Annotated in this window: 12 protein-coding genes; 7 read left to right on the top strand and 5 right to left on the bottom strand. The window is 70.2% G+C overall.

Annotation, left to right across the window (positions count from 1 at the left end; all coding sequences use genetic code 11):
* Positions 1–121 precede the first annotated feature (121 nt).
* Both DXK32_RS03630 and DXK32_RS03625 read left to right on the top strand, forming a co-directional pair.
* A complete protein-coding gene (locus DXK32_RS03630; RefSeq protein ID WP_114857282.1) occupies positions 122–2407 on the top strand; it encodes an NAD(P)-binding protein in 2286 nt (761 codons plus the stop codon).
* Positions 2404–3369, top strand: a complete 966-nt coding sequence (locus DXK32_RS03625) for an acetoacetate decarboxylase family protein (protein ID WP_114857281.1) — start codon at positions 2404–2406, stop codon at positions 3367–3369. The genes DXK32_RS03630 and DXK32_RS03625 overlap by 4 nt, the downstream gene beginning before the upstream one ends.
* A gap of 39 nt (positions 3370–3408) precedes the next feature.
* Here DXK32_RS03625 and DXK32_RS03620 read toward each other — a convergent pair whose 3' ends face one another.
* The 5 genes from DXK32_RS03620 to hisN form a co-directional block, all read right to left on the bottom strand.
* Complete coding sequence (locus tag DXK32_RS03620; RefSeq protein ID WP_114857280.1) at positions 3409–4788, bottom strand: OmpP1/FadL family transporter; 1380 nt, start codon at positions 4786–4788, stop codon at positions 3409–3411.
* Positions 4789–4801: 13 nt separating this feature from the next.
* Positions 4802–6811, bottom strand: a complete 2010-nt coding sequence (locus DXK32_RS03615) for an NAD(P)-binding protein (RefSeq protein ID WP_247876957.1) — start codon at positions 6809–6811, stop codon at positions 4802–4804.
* 116 nt (positions 6812–6927) lie between these two features.
* Positions 6928–7725, bottom strand: coding sequence for an ethanolamine ammonia-lyase subunit EutC (eutC, locus tag DXK32_RS03610; RefSeq protein WP_114857278.1), 798 nt, complete (start codon positions 7723–7725; stop codon positions 6928–6930).
* Positions 7722–9116, bottom strand: coding sequence for an ethanolamine ammonia-lyase subunit EutB (locus DXK32_RS03605; protein ID WP_114857277.1), 1395 nt, complete (start codon positions 9114–9116; stop codon positions 7722–7724). The genes eutC and DXK32_RS03605 overlap by 4 nt, the downstream gene beginning before the upstream one ends.
* 33 nt (positions 9117–9149) lie before the next feature.
* The gene (gene hisN / locus DXK32_RS03600; RefSeq protein ID WP_114857276.1) at positions 9150–9995 is read right to left on the bottom strand and encodes a histidinol-phosphatase; all 846 of its coding nucleotides are present in this window, start codon (positions 9993–9995) and stop codon (positions 9150–9152) included.
* Positions 9996–10160: 165 nt separating this feature from the next.
* On the opposite strand from hisN, the gene DXK32_RS03595 reads away from it, so the two are divergent.
* The 5 genes from DXK32_RS03595 (at position 10161) to DXK32_RS33610 (ending at position 15764) form a co-directional block, all read left to right on the top strand.
* Complete coding sequence (locus tag DXK32_RS03595) at positions 10161–11180, top strand: ABC transporter substrate-binding protein (protein ID WP_205215637.1); 1020 nt, start codon at positions 10161–10163, stop codon at positions 11178–11180.
* Between the two features lie 71 nt (positions 11181–11251).
* A complete protein-coding gene (locus DXK32_RS03590) occupies positions 11252–12259 on the top strand; it encodes an ABC transporter ATP-binding protein (RefSeq protein WP_114857275.1) in 1008 nt (335 codons plus the stop codon).
* Entirely contained in the window at positions 12256–13956 is a 1701-nt protein-coding gene (locus tag DXK32_RS03585) for an ABC transporter permease subunit (RefSeq protein ID WP_205215636.1), read from the top strand. The genes DXK32_RS03590 and DXK32_RS03585 overlap by 4 nt, the downstream gene beginning before the upstream one ends.
* A gap of 3 nt (positions 13957–13959) precedes the next feature.
* Positions 13960–14715 carry a DeoR/GlpR family DNA-binding transcription regulator gene (locus tag DXK32_RS03580; RefSeq protein WP_114857274.1) on the top strand — a complete coding sequence of 252 codons (756 nt, stop codon included), beginning with the start codon at positions 13960–13962 and terminating at the stop codon, positions 14713–14715.
* Positions 14716–14921: 206 nt separating this feature from the next.
* Positions 14922–15764 (top strand): glycoside hydrolase family protein, encoded by an 843-nt coding sequence (locus tag DXK32_RS33610; RefSeq protein ID WP_114857273.1) that lies wholly within the window; start codon positions 14922–14924, stop codon positions 15762–15764.
* The last annotated feature ends 130 nt before the right edge of the window (positions 15765–15894 follow it).

Raw genomic sequence — 15894 nt, 5'->3', positions numbered from 1 at the left:
AACGGCGTAATAGTTCAATTGCGGTAAGACAATTTATGCTAATCTCCCCCGCAATTTCCGACGAGTGCCACGAAATTCCGCGGCGCTGTCGTGAGGATGCCGGATCGGTCGGGGGGAGAGCATGGCGAAGACGAGGGTTGCAATTCTGGGTGGTGGCGTCGGCGCCCTCACCACGGCGCATTTCCTGTCCGACACGGACGAGAAGCGGGCGCGCTACGACGTCACCATCTATCAGATGGGCTGGCGGCTGGGCGGCAAGGGCGCCACCGGACGCGACCAGTGGAACCGCATCCAGGAGCATGGCCTGCATGTCTGGTTCGGCTTCTACAACAACGCCTTCAAGATGATCCAGGACGTCTTCGACGTCTGGAAGCGCTCGCCGGACAACACCTTCCAGTCCTGGCGGGACATTCTGAAGCCGCAGCGCTTCACCCCCATCGGCATGGTGCTGGACGGCGGCAAGCCGGCCTATTGGCCGCTGACCTGGCCGGTGCTGGGCGGCGAGCCGGGTTCGGCCAACGTCATGCCGACCCTGCCGCAGGCCATCGCGTCGCTGGTCGGCGTGGTGCGCGACGTGTTCGAGAACTGGGATGAGCTGAGCGGCCTGATCGTCGACGGCAAGCTGGTCCACATCGACGGCCGCACCGTCGCGCCGATGCCCGTCCTGCCGGCCGACCGGCAGGTCCTTCCGGCGCCGCTCGCCACCCGCTTCGCCGACGCGATCCGCGGCTGGAAGGACCGCGAGGTCCGCCATCTGGCGCAGGCCGAGGCGCTGGTGAAGGGCGCCGCCGTGACCACCGCGAAGGACGCCGCCATCGCCGCCCACCGGCTGATCCGGGCGCTGGCCGACGGGGCGCAAAATGGGCCGGATTCGGCGGCTGTGCCGGTCGAGCATTTCCACGACCTGATGAAACTGTTGCGGCTGATCGAGGCCGCGGCGGCCACCCTGCCCAGCAACCATGTGGCGCGCGACCTGCTGGCCTTCGTGCTTCCCTTCACCGTCGGCATCATCGCCGATTTCGGGATCGAGAAGCGCACCGCCGATTCGCTGGACGAACTGGAGTTCACCGACTGGCTGATCCGTCATGGCGGCGACGCCGCGGCGCTGAAGCAGAGCTGCTCGCTGCGCACCTGCTACGACACCTTCATGCAGTACAAGGACGGCGACTACCGTCAGCCCAACTGGGGCGCCGGCGTCGCGGCGCAGTCCTGCGTGCGCATGTTCGCCACCTGCCGCGAATCGGTGATGTGGAACATGGAAGCGGGCATGGGCGAGGTCATCATCGCGCCCATCTACCAGACCCTGCTCCAGAACGGCGTGAAGGTGAAGTTCTTCCGCCGCGTCGAGGACATCGGCCTGTCCGAGGACCGCGCGCTGGTCGAGACCGTGCGTCTCGCCCGGCAGGTCGATCTGGTCGACGGCGGGGATGACTACCAGCCGCTGATCACCGTGCCGCTGGAGGACAGGAAGTTCCTTTTGGCCTGGCCGCTGGAACCGCTGTGGGACCAGATCAAGGACGCCGACAAGGTCCAGGCGGCGCTCGCCACCAACAACTCCTCCCTGGAATCGCACTGGTGCGCGTGGGAGCCGGTCGGGACCGAGACGCTGCAGCGCGGTCGCGACTTCGACGTCGCCGTCCTCGGCATCTCCATGGGCGGCTTCAAGGCGATGAACGACCAGCCGACCCTGGCGGCGGAGCTGCAGGCGGCCTCGCCGGCCTTCAACGCGATGACCAGCAACATCGGCATCATCCCGACGCTGTCCATGCAGCTGTGGTGCGGTCCCGACCTCCAGGGGCTGGGCTGGGAGCCGGGCCAGCCGGCCGCCGTCGCCGGGCCGGAGCCCTGGTCGATCTGGGCGGAGATGGGGCAGACGCTGCCCTACGAATTCCGCCCCGGCGAGACCGGCGCGCCGAAGTCGGTGCATTACATCTGCGGCGTCTGGCAGACCGGTCTGGTCGCCCGGCCGACCACCGACCTCGCGGTGCCGAAGGAGGCGCTGGACAATGTGACGAACAGCGCGGCGGAGTGGCTGGACGCCTACATGGGCAATTTCTGGCCGAAGGCGACGGTTTCCGGCCAGGGCGGCGTCGGCTTCAATTGGAACGTCCTCTACGACCCGTGGAACGGCACCGGGCGGGAGCGGCTGTCGCACCAGATCATCCGCGCCAACGTCGACCCCACCGAAACGCTGCCGGGCAGCGCCGCCGGCTCCACCCAGTACCGGCTGCGCACCGACGCGAGCGGGTTCTACAACCTGTTCCTGGCCGGCTGCTGGGTCCGCACCGGCTTCAACACCTCCTGCATCGAGGCGACGGTGATGTCCGGGATGCAGGCGGCGCGGGCCATCTCCGGGACGCCGCTGTTCATCTCCGGTGAGAACTTCCTGAACGGGGCGCCGTCGTGATCGCCCCCCGCTACGTCTCCTTCGCCGGGCACGGCGAGGTGTCGATCGCCGCGCCCGGCGTCTTCACCGACAGCCTCGCCACCGCCTTCGTCGTGCGCAGCAACCCGGTGAACACCCAGGCGCTGGTGGATAAGCTGCTGAACGCGGCGCCCGCCGGGGCGGTGCGCTACACGGTGGCCGGTCCGGTGGCGCTGTGCACCTTCCTGTCGGTGGGGCGCTGCACCAGCCCCACCGAGCCGTTCGGCTGGATTCCCTACCGGGAGGCCTCGCTGTGGCTGCCGCTGATCGAGCATCGGCCCGGCCACTGGCCGCGGCTGGTGCTGTGGATGCCCTATGTCTTCCCGGACGCGACCATTCCACTGGTCTGCGGGCGGGAGGGCTGGGGCTTCGCCAAGTCGCTGGGCCGAATCACGCTGCCGGAGGAGGGGGCCGAGGCCCCGCGCTTCGTCTGCGAGACGACGCTGTTCCGCACCTTGTCCTCCGACTGCGAAGGGGTCTTCGCCCCCCTGCTGACGGTGGAGGGCGGGCCGTGGACCCCCGGTTCGGCGTGGCGGAGCCTTGAGGATCTCGCCGCCGACCTCGGCGACGCTTTGAAGGAACTGCTGCGCCCCGGCGGTCTGGTCGAGGGTGTGGAGGTCGCCGTCAAGGCGGTGGAATCGCTGCTGGCCGGCATCGTGCCGGTCATCAACCTGAAGCAGTTCCGCGACGCCCCGGACAGCGAACGGGCCTGCTATCAGGCGCTGATCGACTGCCCGATGCACGTCGACCGCTTCCGCGGCGCCTGGCCGATGCGGGGCGACTGGACGCTGCGGGTGGCCGACTACGCCAGCCATCAGGTCATCTCGGACTTCGGCTTCGCGGCCGGGCCGGACGGCAGCGCCACCGTCCATGTGGATTTCGCCATGCAGATCCACATGGACTTCCGCGCCAACCCCGGCCGGGTGGTCTGGCAGGCGGAATGAGGGAGCGGGCGCCGGCCCCGGAAAGGGCCGGCGCTGTTTTTAGAACGCGACGCTGACGTTCAGCGCCACGATGTCGGTGCCGTTGCAGAACTTTCCCGGATTGACGGCGGAGCCGTTGGGCGGCGTGCCGTTGCTCACGCATTCCTGGAAGCCGTGGGAAAAGGCGGCGTCCAGGCGAACCGCCTCGGAGACGGCGTAGCCGACGCCGAGACCGGCGTGCTTGGTGATGACCACCGGGATGACCGAGACGATGTCCTCCGCCGGGGCCACCCTGTCGGCCCAGCGGAAGCCGGCGCGCAGGGTCAGAGCGTCGGTCACCCGGTAGGCGGCGCCGACCGCGAAGATGTCGATGTCGCGGTAGCGCTGCGGCAGCGTCTCCCACACCGTGCCGAGGCCCGGCACATCGACCCGGATGTTGTACTGGCGCAGCGCCTGCGCCCAGAAGGCCCGCCGGTAGTCGAAGGCGACGGTCAGGTCCGGCCGCAGCCGGTGGCTGATCCCGATGCCGAACTCGGCGGGGAGCTGGAAATTTCCCAGCGTGTACTTGGCGGGCTGGGCCAGCCGCGAGCCGTCGGCCCCCAGCACGATCACCGAGCCGTCGCCGGTCAGGTTGTTGAGGGCCGTGCGGAATTGATAGAAGCTGCCGATGGTGGTGTCGGCCTGCGGCTTCCAGGTCAGGCCGAGCCGGCCGCTCACCCCGTCTCCCTCCACCCCGGCGCGGGCGATGGACGGGTCGAAGATGTCGAAATAGACGCCGCCGCCCATCCCGACCATGGCGGTGGCCGCGCCCAGCATCGGCCCCTGTCCGGTCAGCCGCCCGCTGTTGGCCAGCGCGCCGAGCTGGTCGGCCCCCTGGAGAACGCGGAAGCCCAGCCCCGCCCGCACATAGTCGATAGCGCCCGCCACCGTGACCTTCGGCGTCACGTCCCAGGCGGCGGCCAGGGGAACGCGCATGAACATCGCCTCGCTGCCGGTGCGCAACCCGGTGTCGACGCCGGACGGCAGCCGGGCCATGAAGCTGCCCTCGCCGTACTCGGTGCCGAAACCGCCCTGGGCGTAGGCGCCCAGCCCGAGGGCCAGCGTCTCATGCCGCCAGACGAACCCGCCCTGGGGGATGTAGTAGCCCTGGAAGGGGAAGGTGTCCTTGCCGTGCGCCACCTCGCCGGTCCGCGTCTGCGTGGCGCGCAGCCCGGTCGGGGCGGCGACCACCAGCCCGCCCTCCAGATAGGAGGAGGAGCGCTGCGTCAGGGTCGCCGGGTTGAGGATCATGGCGGCGCCGCCGATGTCGGACGCCGCCCCGGTGCCGCCCATGCCCATGGACACGGCCCCGAACCCTTCGAAGGTGTAGACATCGGTGGCATGGGACGGAAACGCGGCGGCCAGAGTGGCCGCCGCGGCAAACGCTGCGATTACGCGCATTGAATCAGGGTTCTCAATCGGACGGGGTGAGGTCGATGGTCTGACGGGCGATGGCCTCGGCGGCCTGCTTTCCGGAGAGGACGGCGATCTCGGCGCTGCCCGCGCTGAACCAGGTCCGCGTCCAGTCCCCCGCCAGGAAGGCGTTGACGAAGCCGCTGTCGCCCGGCGTCAGCCGGGTCTCCACCGTCGCCGGGAAGCACTGCACGTAGAGTTCCGACGGGTCGAGGTTGTAGCGGTAGTAGGAGGAATAGACCTGGCTTTGGTCGAACACGCCGTCCTTGACCGTGTTGGGCCACAGAACCCCGATGTTGGCGTTCAGCCACTGCGTGGCGTCGCGGCGGACGTCCGCGGCCATCCGCTGCGGCAGGCCGCAGGCGTAGGGCGGGGCGCCGGCCGGCCAGCGGGCGGTGCCGCAGAAATACTCCACGGCCTTGACGGTGCCGGGCGGCCAGGATTCGGCGGGGATGAGGTGGCTCATCTCGCCCCAGCTGTCCAACTCCTCGACATAGCTGGTCATGGCGGTCGGGCCGGCCTTCCAGCCCATCTCCTCGATGCTCGGCGTCATCCAGAGCTGGACCGCCTGGGTCGGCACCGCCGGGGTGACCTCGACCATCTGCTTGAAGCGCAGATTGGCGTCCATCAACTCGGCCGCCGGGTCGGCCAGCGCGGCGGGCGGCATGGCCAGCACGACGAGGTCGAAGTCCTTGCCGACCTCCAGCACCGATTCTCCGGCGGTGCAGTGGCAGAACACCGATTCCAGGTTGATGCCGGCGTCGCGGATCTTGTCGCCATCGACGATCTGGCTCCAGTCCGGCTCGGACGGCCAGCAGTAGAGCCATTTCCCGTCGTCGCCGTAGCCGACCTTGACGAACGGGTCATAGGCGCCGTTGACGAGATCGACCTGCCGGTTCAGGCGCACCCGCTCCACCCAGGCCCCGTTCTCGGAGGTTTCCAGCTTGGTCAGGCGGTGGAACAGCTTGATGTCCACCCCGCGCTGCTTCAGCACGAACCAAGCGGGCGTGAAGACGGTGTCGCCCATGCCGGCGTTCATCTTCCACAGCGGCGCGCCCTTGTAGGCGAAGCCCATCAGCAGAAGGATCTCCGCCGCCGCACCGGCGGCGAAGCGCGCGTTCTCCGGCCCGTCGGTCGCTTCGCCGTTCTTGTAGGAGAAGCACATGTCGTAGAGCAGGCGCACCGGCGCCGACCACGCGAAGCTGTCGGAAATCCCGTTCTTCTGCAGCCACTCGCGGAAGTCCTCGCCGTTGATGCGGTCGAAGCCGTCCTTGCCGTAGGGCAGCACGTCGGCGAAGCAGCCGATGGCGAAGGCGAGGCCGAAATCGGCGAAGCAGGCGAACTCCCAGCCTTCGTCCGACAGCTTCAGCAGCGGTTCCAGGACCGCCTGGAAACCCTTCTGGACGATCTTGAGCAGATCGACGATCAGCCCATGGTCGAGCGCGCCGTCACCGGTCTCCTCGATGTGGGCCCGCGCCTTCTCAAGGGCGTCCAGCCCGAGCTTCGCGGTGAGATGGTCGGGCAGATGGTCGTGCTTGGCGACCAGATTCTGCAGCGCGCCGATCAGGAAGGCCGCGAAGCCGTTCGGGCCGAGCGACCGCGGGTCGCCGGGCGTGCCGGGGCGCTCGGGGAAATCGAGGTTCCAGGAATGCCAGCGGGTCTTGCCGAAGCGCGGGATGTCCTGCATCAGCGTCACCTGATACAGCGGGTGGAAGGCGTCCTCCCAGGTCTGGAAGGCGTAGTCGGCGGGCTCGTCCCACTCCGCGTAGGCGCCGCGCACCATCCGGAAGGCGTTGTCGTAGAAGCCCAGGAAGATGTGCAGCCCGTGCTCCTCGATGCGCTGGCCCTGCTTGGCGTTGCGGCCGCTGGCCCCCTTGCCGCCCAGCCGCCAGCCATGGCTGACCAGCGTCACGTCGTATTTCTCGCGCAACGCCTCGGTCGCCGTGAGAGTCAGCGCGGCGGACACGCCCCCAAGCCCGCCGCCCAGCACCAGCACACGCGTCTTTCCCATCGCAGCCACCCCGAGCCCCCGGTTGTTTTGCCGGGGGATTGTGCTTGGCATCGCCGGTTGTCGCAATGGGATTAAGACGAATGCGAACATTCCGCCGCCGCACCGGTGCGAATCGGTTACGGGGCGCCGGCCCCCGGCAGTTCCGGCGGGGCGGCGGGAGCCGGGCTATCGAGCCGGATACCCGAGCGCTGCTGGGCGAACATCGCGCCGAGCAATGCGGCCGCCTGGGCGGCGGCGGCGGCGGGGGCGAGGCCGCCGACTCGGACGTTGGAGATGCAGTTGCGCTCGCTGTCCACCCGGCCGGGGCGCGGCTCCCAGGTCAGGTAGAGGCCCAGTGAATCGGCGGCGCTCAGCCCCGGCCGCTCGCCGATCAGGACGACGCTCGCCCGCGCCTGGAGCAGCGCGCCGACCGGGTCGCCCAGCGCCACCCGCGCCTGCTCCGCCACCACCACCGGCCCGACCCGCAGCCCGGCCGCCTGGAGCGTTGGGATCAGGACGTCCAGCACCGCGACGGCGTTGGCCTGCACGGCGGTGCCGCTCAGCCCGTCGCCGATCACCAGCACTACGTCGGGGGCGCGGACGGGCTCCGACAGGCGGCGCTGCGACTCCTCCGACAATTGCCGTCCGAGGTCCGGGCGCTTCAGGTAGGCGGCGCGGTCGGTCGCCGCGCTGGTCACCGCGACCGCCGGCCAGCCGCGCTCTGCCAGCGCCGCCAGCAGCGCCGCGGCGTCGAGCGGCGTGTGCACGGCGTCGCGCGCCTGGGCGTGGGCGGCCTGGAAGGCGAGGTGGGCGGCGGTCGGCAGGCCGCTCCCGGCGTGGCCCAGCGCGATCCGCGCGTCGGTGTGGCGGCGCAGATGCGCCCAGCGATCGGGCTGGGCTGGGGAGGGAAGGGGCACCGCTTTGGACTCGGTCATGGCTGCTCCTCCGGCAGGGGCAGGGCGGGCAGAAGAGAGGATGCGGCAGGGTCGAAGCGCAGGCGCCCGGTGGAATCGGCGATGCCGGCGGCCTGCTGCCACGCCTCGAACTCCGGCGCCGGGCGGCGGCCGAGCAGCTGACGCACATAGAGCGCGTCGTGGAAGGAGGTGCTCTGGTAGTTCAGCATGATGTCGTCGGCACCCGGCACCCCCATGATGAAGGTACAGCCGGCCACGCCGAGCAGGGTCAGCAGGGCGTCCATATCGTCCTGGTCGGCTTCCGCGTGGTTGGTGTAGCAGACGTCGCAGCCCATCGGCAGGCCAAGCAGCTTGGCGCAGAAATGATCCTCCAGCCCGGCACGGGTGATCTGCTTGCCGTCGTAGAGGTATTCCGGCCCGATGAAGCCGACCACCGTGTTGACCAGAAGCGGCCGGTAGCGGCGGGCGACGGCGTAGCAGCGCGCCTCCACCGTCTGCTGGTCCACCCCCTCGTGCGCGCCGGACGACAGCTCGCTGCCCTGGCCGGTCTCGAAATACATCAGGTTGTCGCCGACCGTGCCGCGGTTCAGCGCCCGTCCGGCCTCCCACGCCTCGTCCAGCAGGGCCAGCGAGACGCCGAAGGCGCGGTTGGCGGCCTCCGTCCCGGCGATGGACTGGAAGACCAGATCGACCGGCGCCCCGCGCTCCATGGCCCGCAGCGCCGTGGTCACATGGGCGAGCACGCAGGACTGGATCGGCGCGCCGGTGCGCAGGCGAAGCTCCTCCAGCATCTCCAGCAGGGCGGTCATCGCCTCCACGCTGTCGGTCGCCGGGTTGATGCCGATCACCGCGTCGCCGCTGCCGTACATCAGCCCGTCGAGGACGCTGGCGGCGATGCCGCGCGGGTCGTCCACCGGGTGGTTGGGCTGCAGCCGGGTGGAGAGGCGTCCCGGCAGACCGATGGTGTTGCGGAAGCGCGTGACGACGCGGGCCTTGGCGGCGACGGCGATCAGATCCTGCAAGCGCATGATCTTCGACACCGCCGCGACCATCTCCGGCGTCAGGCCGGGGGCGAGCGCCGTCAGGGCCGCCGCGTCCGCCGCCTCCGACAAAAGCCAGTCGCGGAAGCCGCCGACGGTCAGGTGGGCGACCGGGGCGAAGGCGGCGCCGTCATGGCCGTCGACGATCAGCCGGGTCACCTCGTCCGCCTCGTAGGGGACGACCGCCTCGGTCAGGAAATGGCGCAGCGGCAGGTCGGCCAGAGCCATCTGCGCGGCCACCCGCTCCGCCGCGCTGGCGGCGATCAGCCCGGCCAGCGCGTCGCCCGAGCGCGGCGGCGCAGCGCGGGCGAGCAGCGTCTTCAGATCGGGAAACTGGTACCGCGTCCCGGCCAGAGTGTGGGCGAATGCCATGGCGTCCCCTCTCCCCCTCCTCGGTTCGTCCGCTCAACCCGCCGCCCGCGCGATGGCGGCGATGGTTTCGGCGTGCAGGTCGGCGGTGGCGGCGGCGACCACCCGCCCGTCGGAGTCCATGGTCAGCGGCTTGCCCTGCCAATCCGTGATGACCCCGCCAGCCCCTTCGATCACCGGCTGCATGGCCAGATAATCATAGGGCTGGAGCCCGGCCTCGATCACCAGATCGATGTGGCCGGAGGCGACCAGCCCGTAGATATAGCAGTCGCCGCCGAAGCGCCGCGTCCGCGCCTGCCGGCTGACCGTCTCGAACACCCGCAGCCCCGCCGCGTCGAAGGCGTCGGGCGAGGTGGTGTAGACCGTGGCGTCGGCCAGCCGGCGGCAGTCGCGCGTGCGGCAGGGCCGCTCCGCTCCCGTTCCGTCGCTGTAGAGTGTGGGGGCGCCGGCGCGTCCCGTCCAGCGTTCGCCCAGCACCGGCATGTCGATCACACCGACCGCCGGGACCCCGCGTTCCAGCACCGCCAGCAGCGTGCCGTAGACCGGCCAGCCGCTGATGAAGCTGCGCGTGCCGTCGATGGGGTCGATCACCCAGACGATCTCCGAGTCGAGCCGGTCGCGGCCATGCTCCTCCCCGAAGATTCCATGGTCCGGGAAACGCTCGGCGATGCGGCGGCGCAGCGCGGCTTCCACCTCGCGGTCAGCGATGGTCACCGGGCTGTCGTCGGCTTTGGTGTCGATGGCGACCGGCGTGCGGAACCAGCGGCGGGACAGGCCGCGCGCCTCGTCGGCCAGGGCGGCGGCGAAGCTGGTCAACTCCCCGGCCAGTTCCCCGGTCAACGCCGCACGGTCGATGGTCGCGTCCTTGGTGATGGGGCTCATGATTTGCCTTGTTTTTGTGCGGCTGCGCAAATGCACGCCAACTGTGCAATCATGGTAGACACAAACGCACAGAAGTGCAAACCTCCACTTAAATCCACGGCGAGCAAGGGTTCGCCACCGGCCTTGAGCGCCGGGAAAGGGCATGCGGAACAGAGGGGATTGGCGATGGTGGAGTTTGCTGGGAAGTCGCTGCTGGCCGGCGTGGTGCTCATGGGCGTGGCGGTGCTGCCGGCCGTCGCGCAGGCGGGAACGCTGACCGTCTACACGGCGCTGGAGGAGGACGAGATCGCCGACTATGTGGCGGCGGCGAAGAAGGACCTGCCGGACATCGACCTGAAGGTGCTGCGCCTGTCCACCGGCGACCTCGGCGCCCGCATGCTGGCCGAGGCGTCCAACCCGCAGCACGACGTGATCTGGGGCTGGGCCGTCACCAACATGCTCGACCCGCGCGTCATGGCTCTGGTCGAGCCCTACGCCGCCAAGGGCTCCGACGCGCTGCCGGCCGCCTACAAGGGGGCGGACGCCAGCTGGTTCGCCGCCACCGGCTACATGGCCGCCTTTTGCGTCAACACCGAGCTTCTGAAGGCCAAGAACCTGCCGGTCCCGACCTCCTGGAAGGACCTGACCAACCCGGTCTACAAGGGCGAGGTGGTGATGCCGAACCCGGTCTCCTCGGGCACCGGCTATCTCCAGATCGCCGCCATCCTGCAGAGCCAGGGCAACGAGAAGGGCTGGCAGTTCCTGAAGACGCTGGACGGGAACATCGCCCAGTACATCAAGTCCGGCTCCAAGCCTTGCAAGTCGGCCCGCTCGGGCGAGTTCGCCATCGGCGCCTCGCTGGCCTTCGCGGCCATCAAGTCGGTCGAGGAGGGCTTCCCGCTCAAGATGGTCATCCCGACCGACGGCGCCGGCTACGAGCTGGAGGCGTCGGCGCTGATGAAGACGTCGAAGAACAAGGAGGACGCCAAGCGCTTCCTCGACTGGACCCTGTCGCCCAAGGCCGCCGCGCTCTACACCAAGTACAAGGAGATCGTGACGATCCCCGGCGCCCCGGTCGCCAAGGCGGCGGAGGAGGCCGGCCTGCCGGCGGACGTGCAGAAGGTCCTCTACCCGATGGACTTCGCCAAGTCCGCGGCGGAGCGCGACGCCATCCTGAAGACCTGGCAGGGCAGCATCGGCCGCTGAGGCAGAGCCTCCTCTCCCAAAGCGGGAGAGGAGGGCCTTTCCATCCCTCTCCCGCTCCAGATGGCCGCGCCATGGATTTGCAGATCAAGAACCTCCTGAAGACCTTCGACGGCTTCGTCGCCCTCGACCGCATCAACCTGACCGTGGAGGAGCGGGAATTCGTCTGCCTGCTGGGGCCGAGCGGTTGCGGCAAGACCACGCTGCTGCGCATCGTCGCCGGGCTGATGCCCTACGACACGGGCGAGCTGCTGATGGGCGGGCGGGACCTCGGCGCCGTGCCGGCGCGCGACCGCGGCTTCGGCATCGTCTTCCAGTCCTATTCGCTGTTTCCCAACATGACGGTGGCCGAGAACATCGGCTACGGCCTGAAGATCCGCAAGGCGCCCGGCGACCGCATCGCGGCGCGGGTGAAGGAGCTTCTGGAGCTGATCAAGCTGCCGCAACTCGCCGACCGCTACCCCTGGCAGCTCTCCGGCGGGCAGCAGCAGCGCGTGGCGCTGGCCCGCGCGCTGGCCGTCGACCCGTCGCTGATCCTGCTGGACGAGCCGCTGTCGGCGCTCGACGCCCGTGTGCGCGCCGACCTGCGGGCGGAGATTCGCGACGTGCAGCGCCGGCTGGGCATTCCCACCATCATGGTCACCCACGACCAGGAGGAGGCGCTGACCCTGGCCGACAAGGTCGTCTGCATGAATCACGGGCTGATCGAGCAGGTCGGCACGCCGCAAGACCTCTACCTGCGCCCGCGCACCCGCTTCGTGGCCGATTTCATGGGCAGCAGCAACCTGTTGCCGACCGGCTGGGTGCGCGACGCCATGCCCCACCTGCTGCCCGGCCGTCCGAACGGGGCGGAGAACGCCTACGAGGCCTGCGTCCGCCCGGAGCGGGTCGCCGTGGCTGCCGCGGCGGAGGGGGAAGGGCGGGTGATCGACCTGACCTTCCTCGGCAACATCCGCCGGCTGCGCCTGTCCTGGCGGGGTCGGGAGCTGCTGGCCGAAACCCACCAGGACCCCGGCGTCGGGCCGGGTGCGGCGGTGGACGTGTCGGTGGCGGCGGACGCCTGCGCCTGGGTGCGCGCATGACCATGCCCGCCCTGACCCTTCCCGGCAAGACGCCCAACGCCGCCCGGCCCCGCCGCCTGCACCGCCCGCTGGACGAGCGGCTGCTTTACGGAGCCTGCGTTCTGGTGCCGGTGGTGGCGCTGGTCCTGTTCTTTCTGCTGCCGCTGGGCACCATCGTCTGGCGCAGCGTCCTGGAGGAGGAGGGCGGCGTCGGCCTCGCCAACTATCTGGCCCTGTTCCGGACGCCGGGCATCCTGCGCGCGGTGGGCAACAGCCTGCTGGTCGGCGGCGCCACCACGGTGGTCTGCCTGCTGCTGGGCTTCATGGTCGCCTACGCCGTGCAGCGGACGCGCATCCCGGGCAAGCGCTTCGTCGCGGCGGCCCTGTCGCTGCCGCTGCTGGCGCCGTCGCTGGTGCTCGGCCTCGGCCTGATCTTCCTGCTGGGCCGCAACGGGCTGGTCAGCAACCTGATCGGCACGCGGCTGAACATCTACGGCTTTCCCGGCCTGCTGATCGCCAACGTGCTCTACGCGCTGCCCCAGGCGGTGCTGATCATCCAGGCGGCGCTGCGCCAGTCCGACGCCCGCTATTACGACGCGGCGGAGGTGATGGGGGCGACGCGCTGGCAGCAGTTCCTCGGCATCACCCTGCCCAACGTGAAGTTCGGCCTGCTCAGCGCCGGCTTCGTGGTCTTCACCGTGACGATCACCGACTTCGGCAACGCGGTGACCATCGGCGGCGACTTCTCCGTCCTGGCGACCGAGATCTACAACCAGGTCACCGGCCAGATGAGGTTCGGCATCGGCGCCGCGGTGGGCATCCTGCTGCTGCTGCCCACGGGCATCGCCGTCTACATCGAGCGGGTGGCCGCCCAGCGCCAGTTCGGCACCGCCTCGGAAAGCGCCCTGGCGCCGGTGCCCGATTACGTGCCGATGCGCGACATTCCGCTGTTCCTCGCCACCATGACGCTGGCCCTCTCCATCGTCGCGGTGGTGGCGACGGTGGTCTTCGCCAGCTTCGTCCGGCTGTGGCCCTACCGGCTGGACCTCACGCTCAAGCACTATTCAATCACGCTCAGCGGCGGCTACGACCCGCTGTGGACCTCGCTCGCCGTGTCGGCGGGGGCGGCGGCGATCGGAACGGCGCTGCTCTTCGCCCTGGTCCTGGGGCTGCGGCGGATGCCGCCGGGGGTGGCGAAGGCGGTCTATCTGCTGGCCGTCCTGCCGGTCGGCGTGCCCGGACTGGTGCTCGGCCTGTCCTACATCTTCGCCTTCAACCTTGCGGGAACGCCACTGCACATGCTGTATGGCACGGTGCTTCTGCTGGCGCTGTGCAACTTCTACCACTACCACACGCAGGGTTTCCTCACGATGGTCACCGGAATGCGCGCCGTGCCGCCGGCGCTGGAGGAGGCGGCGAGCTGCCTCGGCGGCGGCGTCCTGCGGGTGCTCGGCGACGTGGTGGTGCCGGTGATGGTGCCGACTCTGCTGTCGGTCTTCTTCTTCCTGTTCATGCGCTCCATGGTCACGCTGTCGGCGATCATCTTCCTGGTCACCCCCTCGACCAACCTCGCCGCGGTGACGGTGATGCGGCTGGACGAGGCCGGCTTCGTGTCGCAGGCGGCGGCCTTCTCCACCTGCATCATGGCGGCGGTCGCGGCGGCGGCGCTGGCCATGCGCGGCGCCCTGTCGCTGGCGACCCGGCGCAAGGTGGCCTGAGCGATGCTTCAGGAGGAACGCCACCAGCGCATCCGCGCCCTGCTGACGGCGCTGCACCGTGTGTCCACCGACCGCATCGCCGGGGACCTGGGCGTGTCGCGCGAGACGGTGCGGCGCGACATCGTGGAGCTGGAATCGCGCGGCGAGCTGCGCCGCGTCCATGGCGGCGTCGTCGCCGTGGGGCCGGAGCCGGAGCCCCCGATCGCCGTGCGCAGCCAGGTCCGCCTGAAGGAGAAGCGGGCCATCGCCAAGGCGGCGGCGCGGCTGGTCTCGCCCGGCCAGACGCTGTTCCTCGACTTCGGCAGCACGGTGTCGGCCCTGGCGGAGGAGCTGGCGAGCCTGCCCGGCCTGACCATCGTCACCAACTCCTTCGACGTGGCGCAGACCGTCGCCAACCAGAACCGCAGCCGGGTGGTGCTGCTCGGCGGCCGGGTGGACGAGGGATTGCCCGCCACCTTCGGCGAGGGCACGGTGGCGGAGATCCACCGCTACCGCGCCGACATGGCGCTGCTGTCGCCGGTGGCGCTGCACCCCCGCTACGGCGCCACCAGCTTCGACCCGCGCGAGGCGGAGGTCGCCCGCGCCATGGTCGGCAACGCCGGCCGCACGGTGATCCTGGCCGACCACAGCAAGATCGGGCAGGCCAGCCGGGTCAGCTTCTGCCCGGTGGAGGGCATCGACACGCTGGTCACCGACGCCCGCTCCCGCGACCTGCCGGAGCTGGCCGCGCTGGCGGTGCCGGACATGGTGTTCGCATAGCCCGGCCCAGAGGGGCGGGACGAAGAAAGCGCTTTACAAATCAAGGAAAATAATCCTTAGTGCAGGCATCAGCACCCGAACTGCGCCCGCCCGGCTCCGCCGCGGCGGGCGTCGTCGTTTTGGCCGTGCGTTCCGCCGCCGGTGCGGACCCGTGATGACCCGCCGGCCTCGAACGACACCCGTCCCGATCCTTCGCAGGAGCGACCATGACCACCACCCTCCGGGCGGCGCCGCCGCCCGCCGCCCTCGATCTGGCCCGCCATTTCGAGGGTTTGTCCCGAACCGCCTACCGCTGTCCCGCCGGCGTCTGGACCATCGGCTACGGCCACACCCGGGCGGTGACCCCCGGCGACGCCATCACGACCGAACAGGCCGAGCGCCTGCTCGCCGAGGATCTGGCCGAGGCCGCCCGGGTGGTCGACGGCGCGGTGACCGTGCCGCTGACCGACGGGCAGCGGGCCGCGCTGATCGACTTCGTCTTCAACATCGGGGCGGGGCGGTCCAGGAAGGGCAAGGACCCGGGAAAGGACGGCTTCGTCCGCCTGCGCAGCGGAAAGCCCTCCACCCTGCTGCGCAAGCTGAACGCCGGCGACACCGACGGGGCCGCTGCCGCGTTCGGCGCGTGGGTCTATGGCGGCGGCCGGGTGCTGCCCGGTCTGGTGCGGCGCCGGAGGGCCGAGGAACTGCTGTTCCGTGGTGCGGACTGGCGGCGCGCCCTCGACGACGGACCGATGGCCCAGACGGTGGAACCGGCGACGCCGTCCGTGCCCGCCGGTGCCGTCCGGGCCGCGGCGGGGACGCTGGCGATCGGCGGGTCCCTCGGCGTGGTCGCCGAGGTGGTGGCGCCGGTGCTGCAGGTGACCCAGCAGGTGCAGGACCTTGCCGAGCAGGCGCAGGGCGTGGCCGCCCAGGCGCAGGGCGTGTCCGCCGGCATTCGCGGGCTTGCCGGGCTGTTCGGGTGGGCGCCGTCGCCGGCGGTGGCCGTGCTGTTCACCGGTCTGGTGGTGACGCTGGCCCTGCTCTGGCGGGAACGCCGCTCCCGCGGCTGACCGCCGCAACGGGCGGCGGAGCGGATGGCGGCGGAGCGGATGGGGCATTGGCGCGGACGCGAAGTCGCGTGCGTTGGCGGTGGCGGATGTGTTGTACTCCTTCCGCCGCTCCAACCCCGCCGCTCCCGAA

The organism is Azospirillum brasilense, from assembly GCF_003349955.1.
GTDB lineage: Bacteria > Pseudomonadota > Alphaproteobacteria > Azospirillales > Azospirillaceae > Azospirillum > Azospirillum brasilense_B.
The sequence above is the reverse complement of the archived record's forward strand: the minus strand, read 5'-3'. Positions and strand labels throughout refer to the sequence as shown.

Coding starts and splice junctions, on each gene's coding strand:
- eutC (WP_114857278.1), bottom strand. CDS start 7,725: ATGACCGAGTCCAAAGCGGTGCCCCTTCCCTCCCCAGCCCAGCCCGAT.
- DXK32_RS03580 (WP_114857274.1), top strand. CDS start 13,960: ATGCTTCAGGAGGAACGCCACCAGCGCATCCGCGCCCTGCTGACGGCG.
- DXK32_RS33610 (WP_114857273.1), top strand. CDS start 14,922: ATGACCACCACCCTCCGGGCGGCGCCGCCGCCCGCCGCCCTCGATCTG.
- DXK32_RS03590 (WP_114857275.1), top strand. CDS start 11,252: ATGGATTTGCAGATCAAGAACCTCCTGAAGACCTTCGACGGCTTCGTC.
- DXK32_RS03595 (WP_205215637.1), top strand. CDS start 10,161: ATGGTGGAGTTTGCTGGGAAGTCGCTGCTGGCCGGCGTGGTGCTCATG.
- DXK32_RS03585 (WP_205215636.1), top strand. CDS start 12,256: ATGACCATGCCCGCCCTGACCCTTCCCGGCAAGACGCCCAACGCCGCC.
- DXK32_RS03630 (WP_114857282.1), top strand. CDS start 122: ATGGCGAAGACGAGGGTTGCAATTCTGGGTGGTGGCGTCGGCGCCCTC.
- DXK32_RS03620 (WP_114857280.1), bottom strand. CDS start 4,788: ATGCGCGTAATCGCAGCGTTTGCCGCGGCGGCCACTCTGGCCGCCGCG.
- hisN (WP_114857276.1), bottom strand. CDS start 9,995: ATGAGCCCCATCACCAAGGACGCGACCATCGACCGTGCGGCGTTGACC.
- DXK32_RS03605 (WP_114857277.1), bottom strand. CDS start 9,116: ATGGCATTCGCCCACACTCTGGCCGGGACGCGGTACCAGTTTCCCGAT.
- DXK32_RS03615 (WP_247876957.1), bottom strand. CDS start 6,811: ATGGGAAAGACGCGTGTGCTGGTGCTGGGCGGCGGGCTTGGGGGCGTG.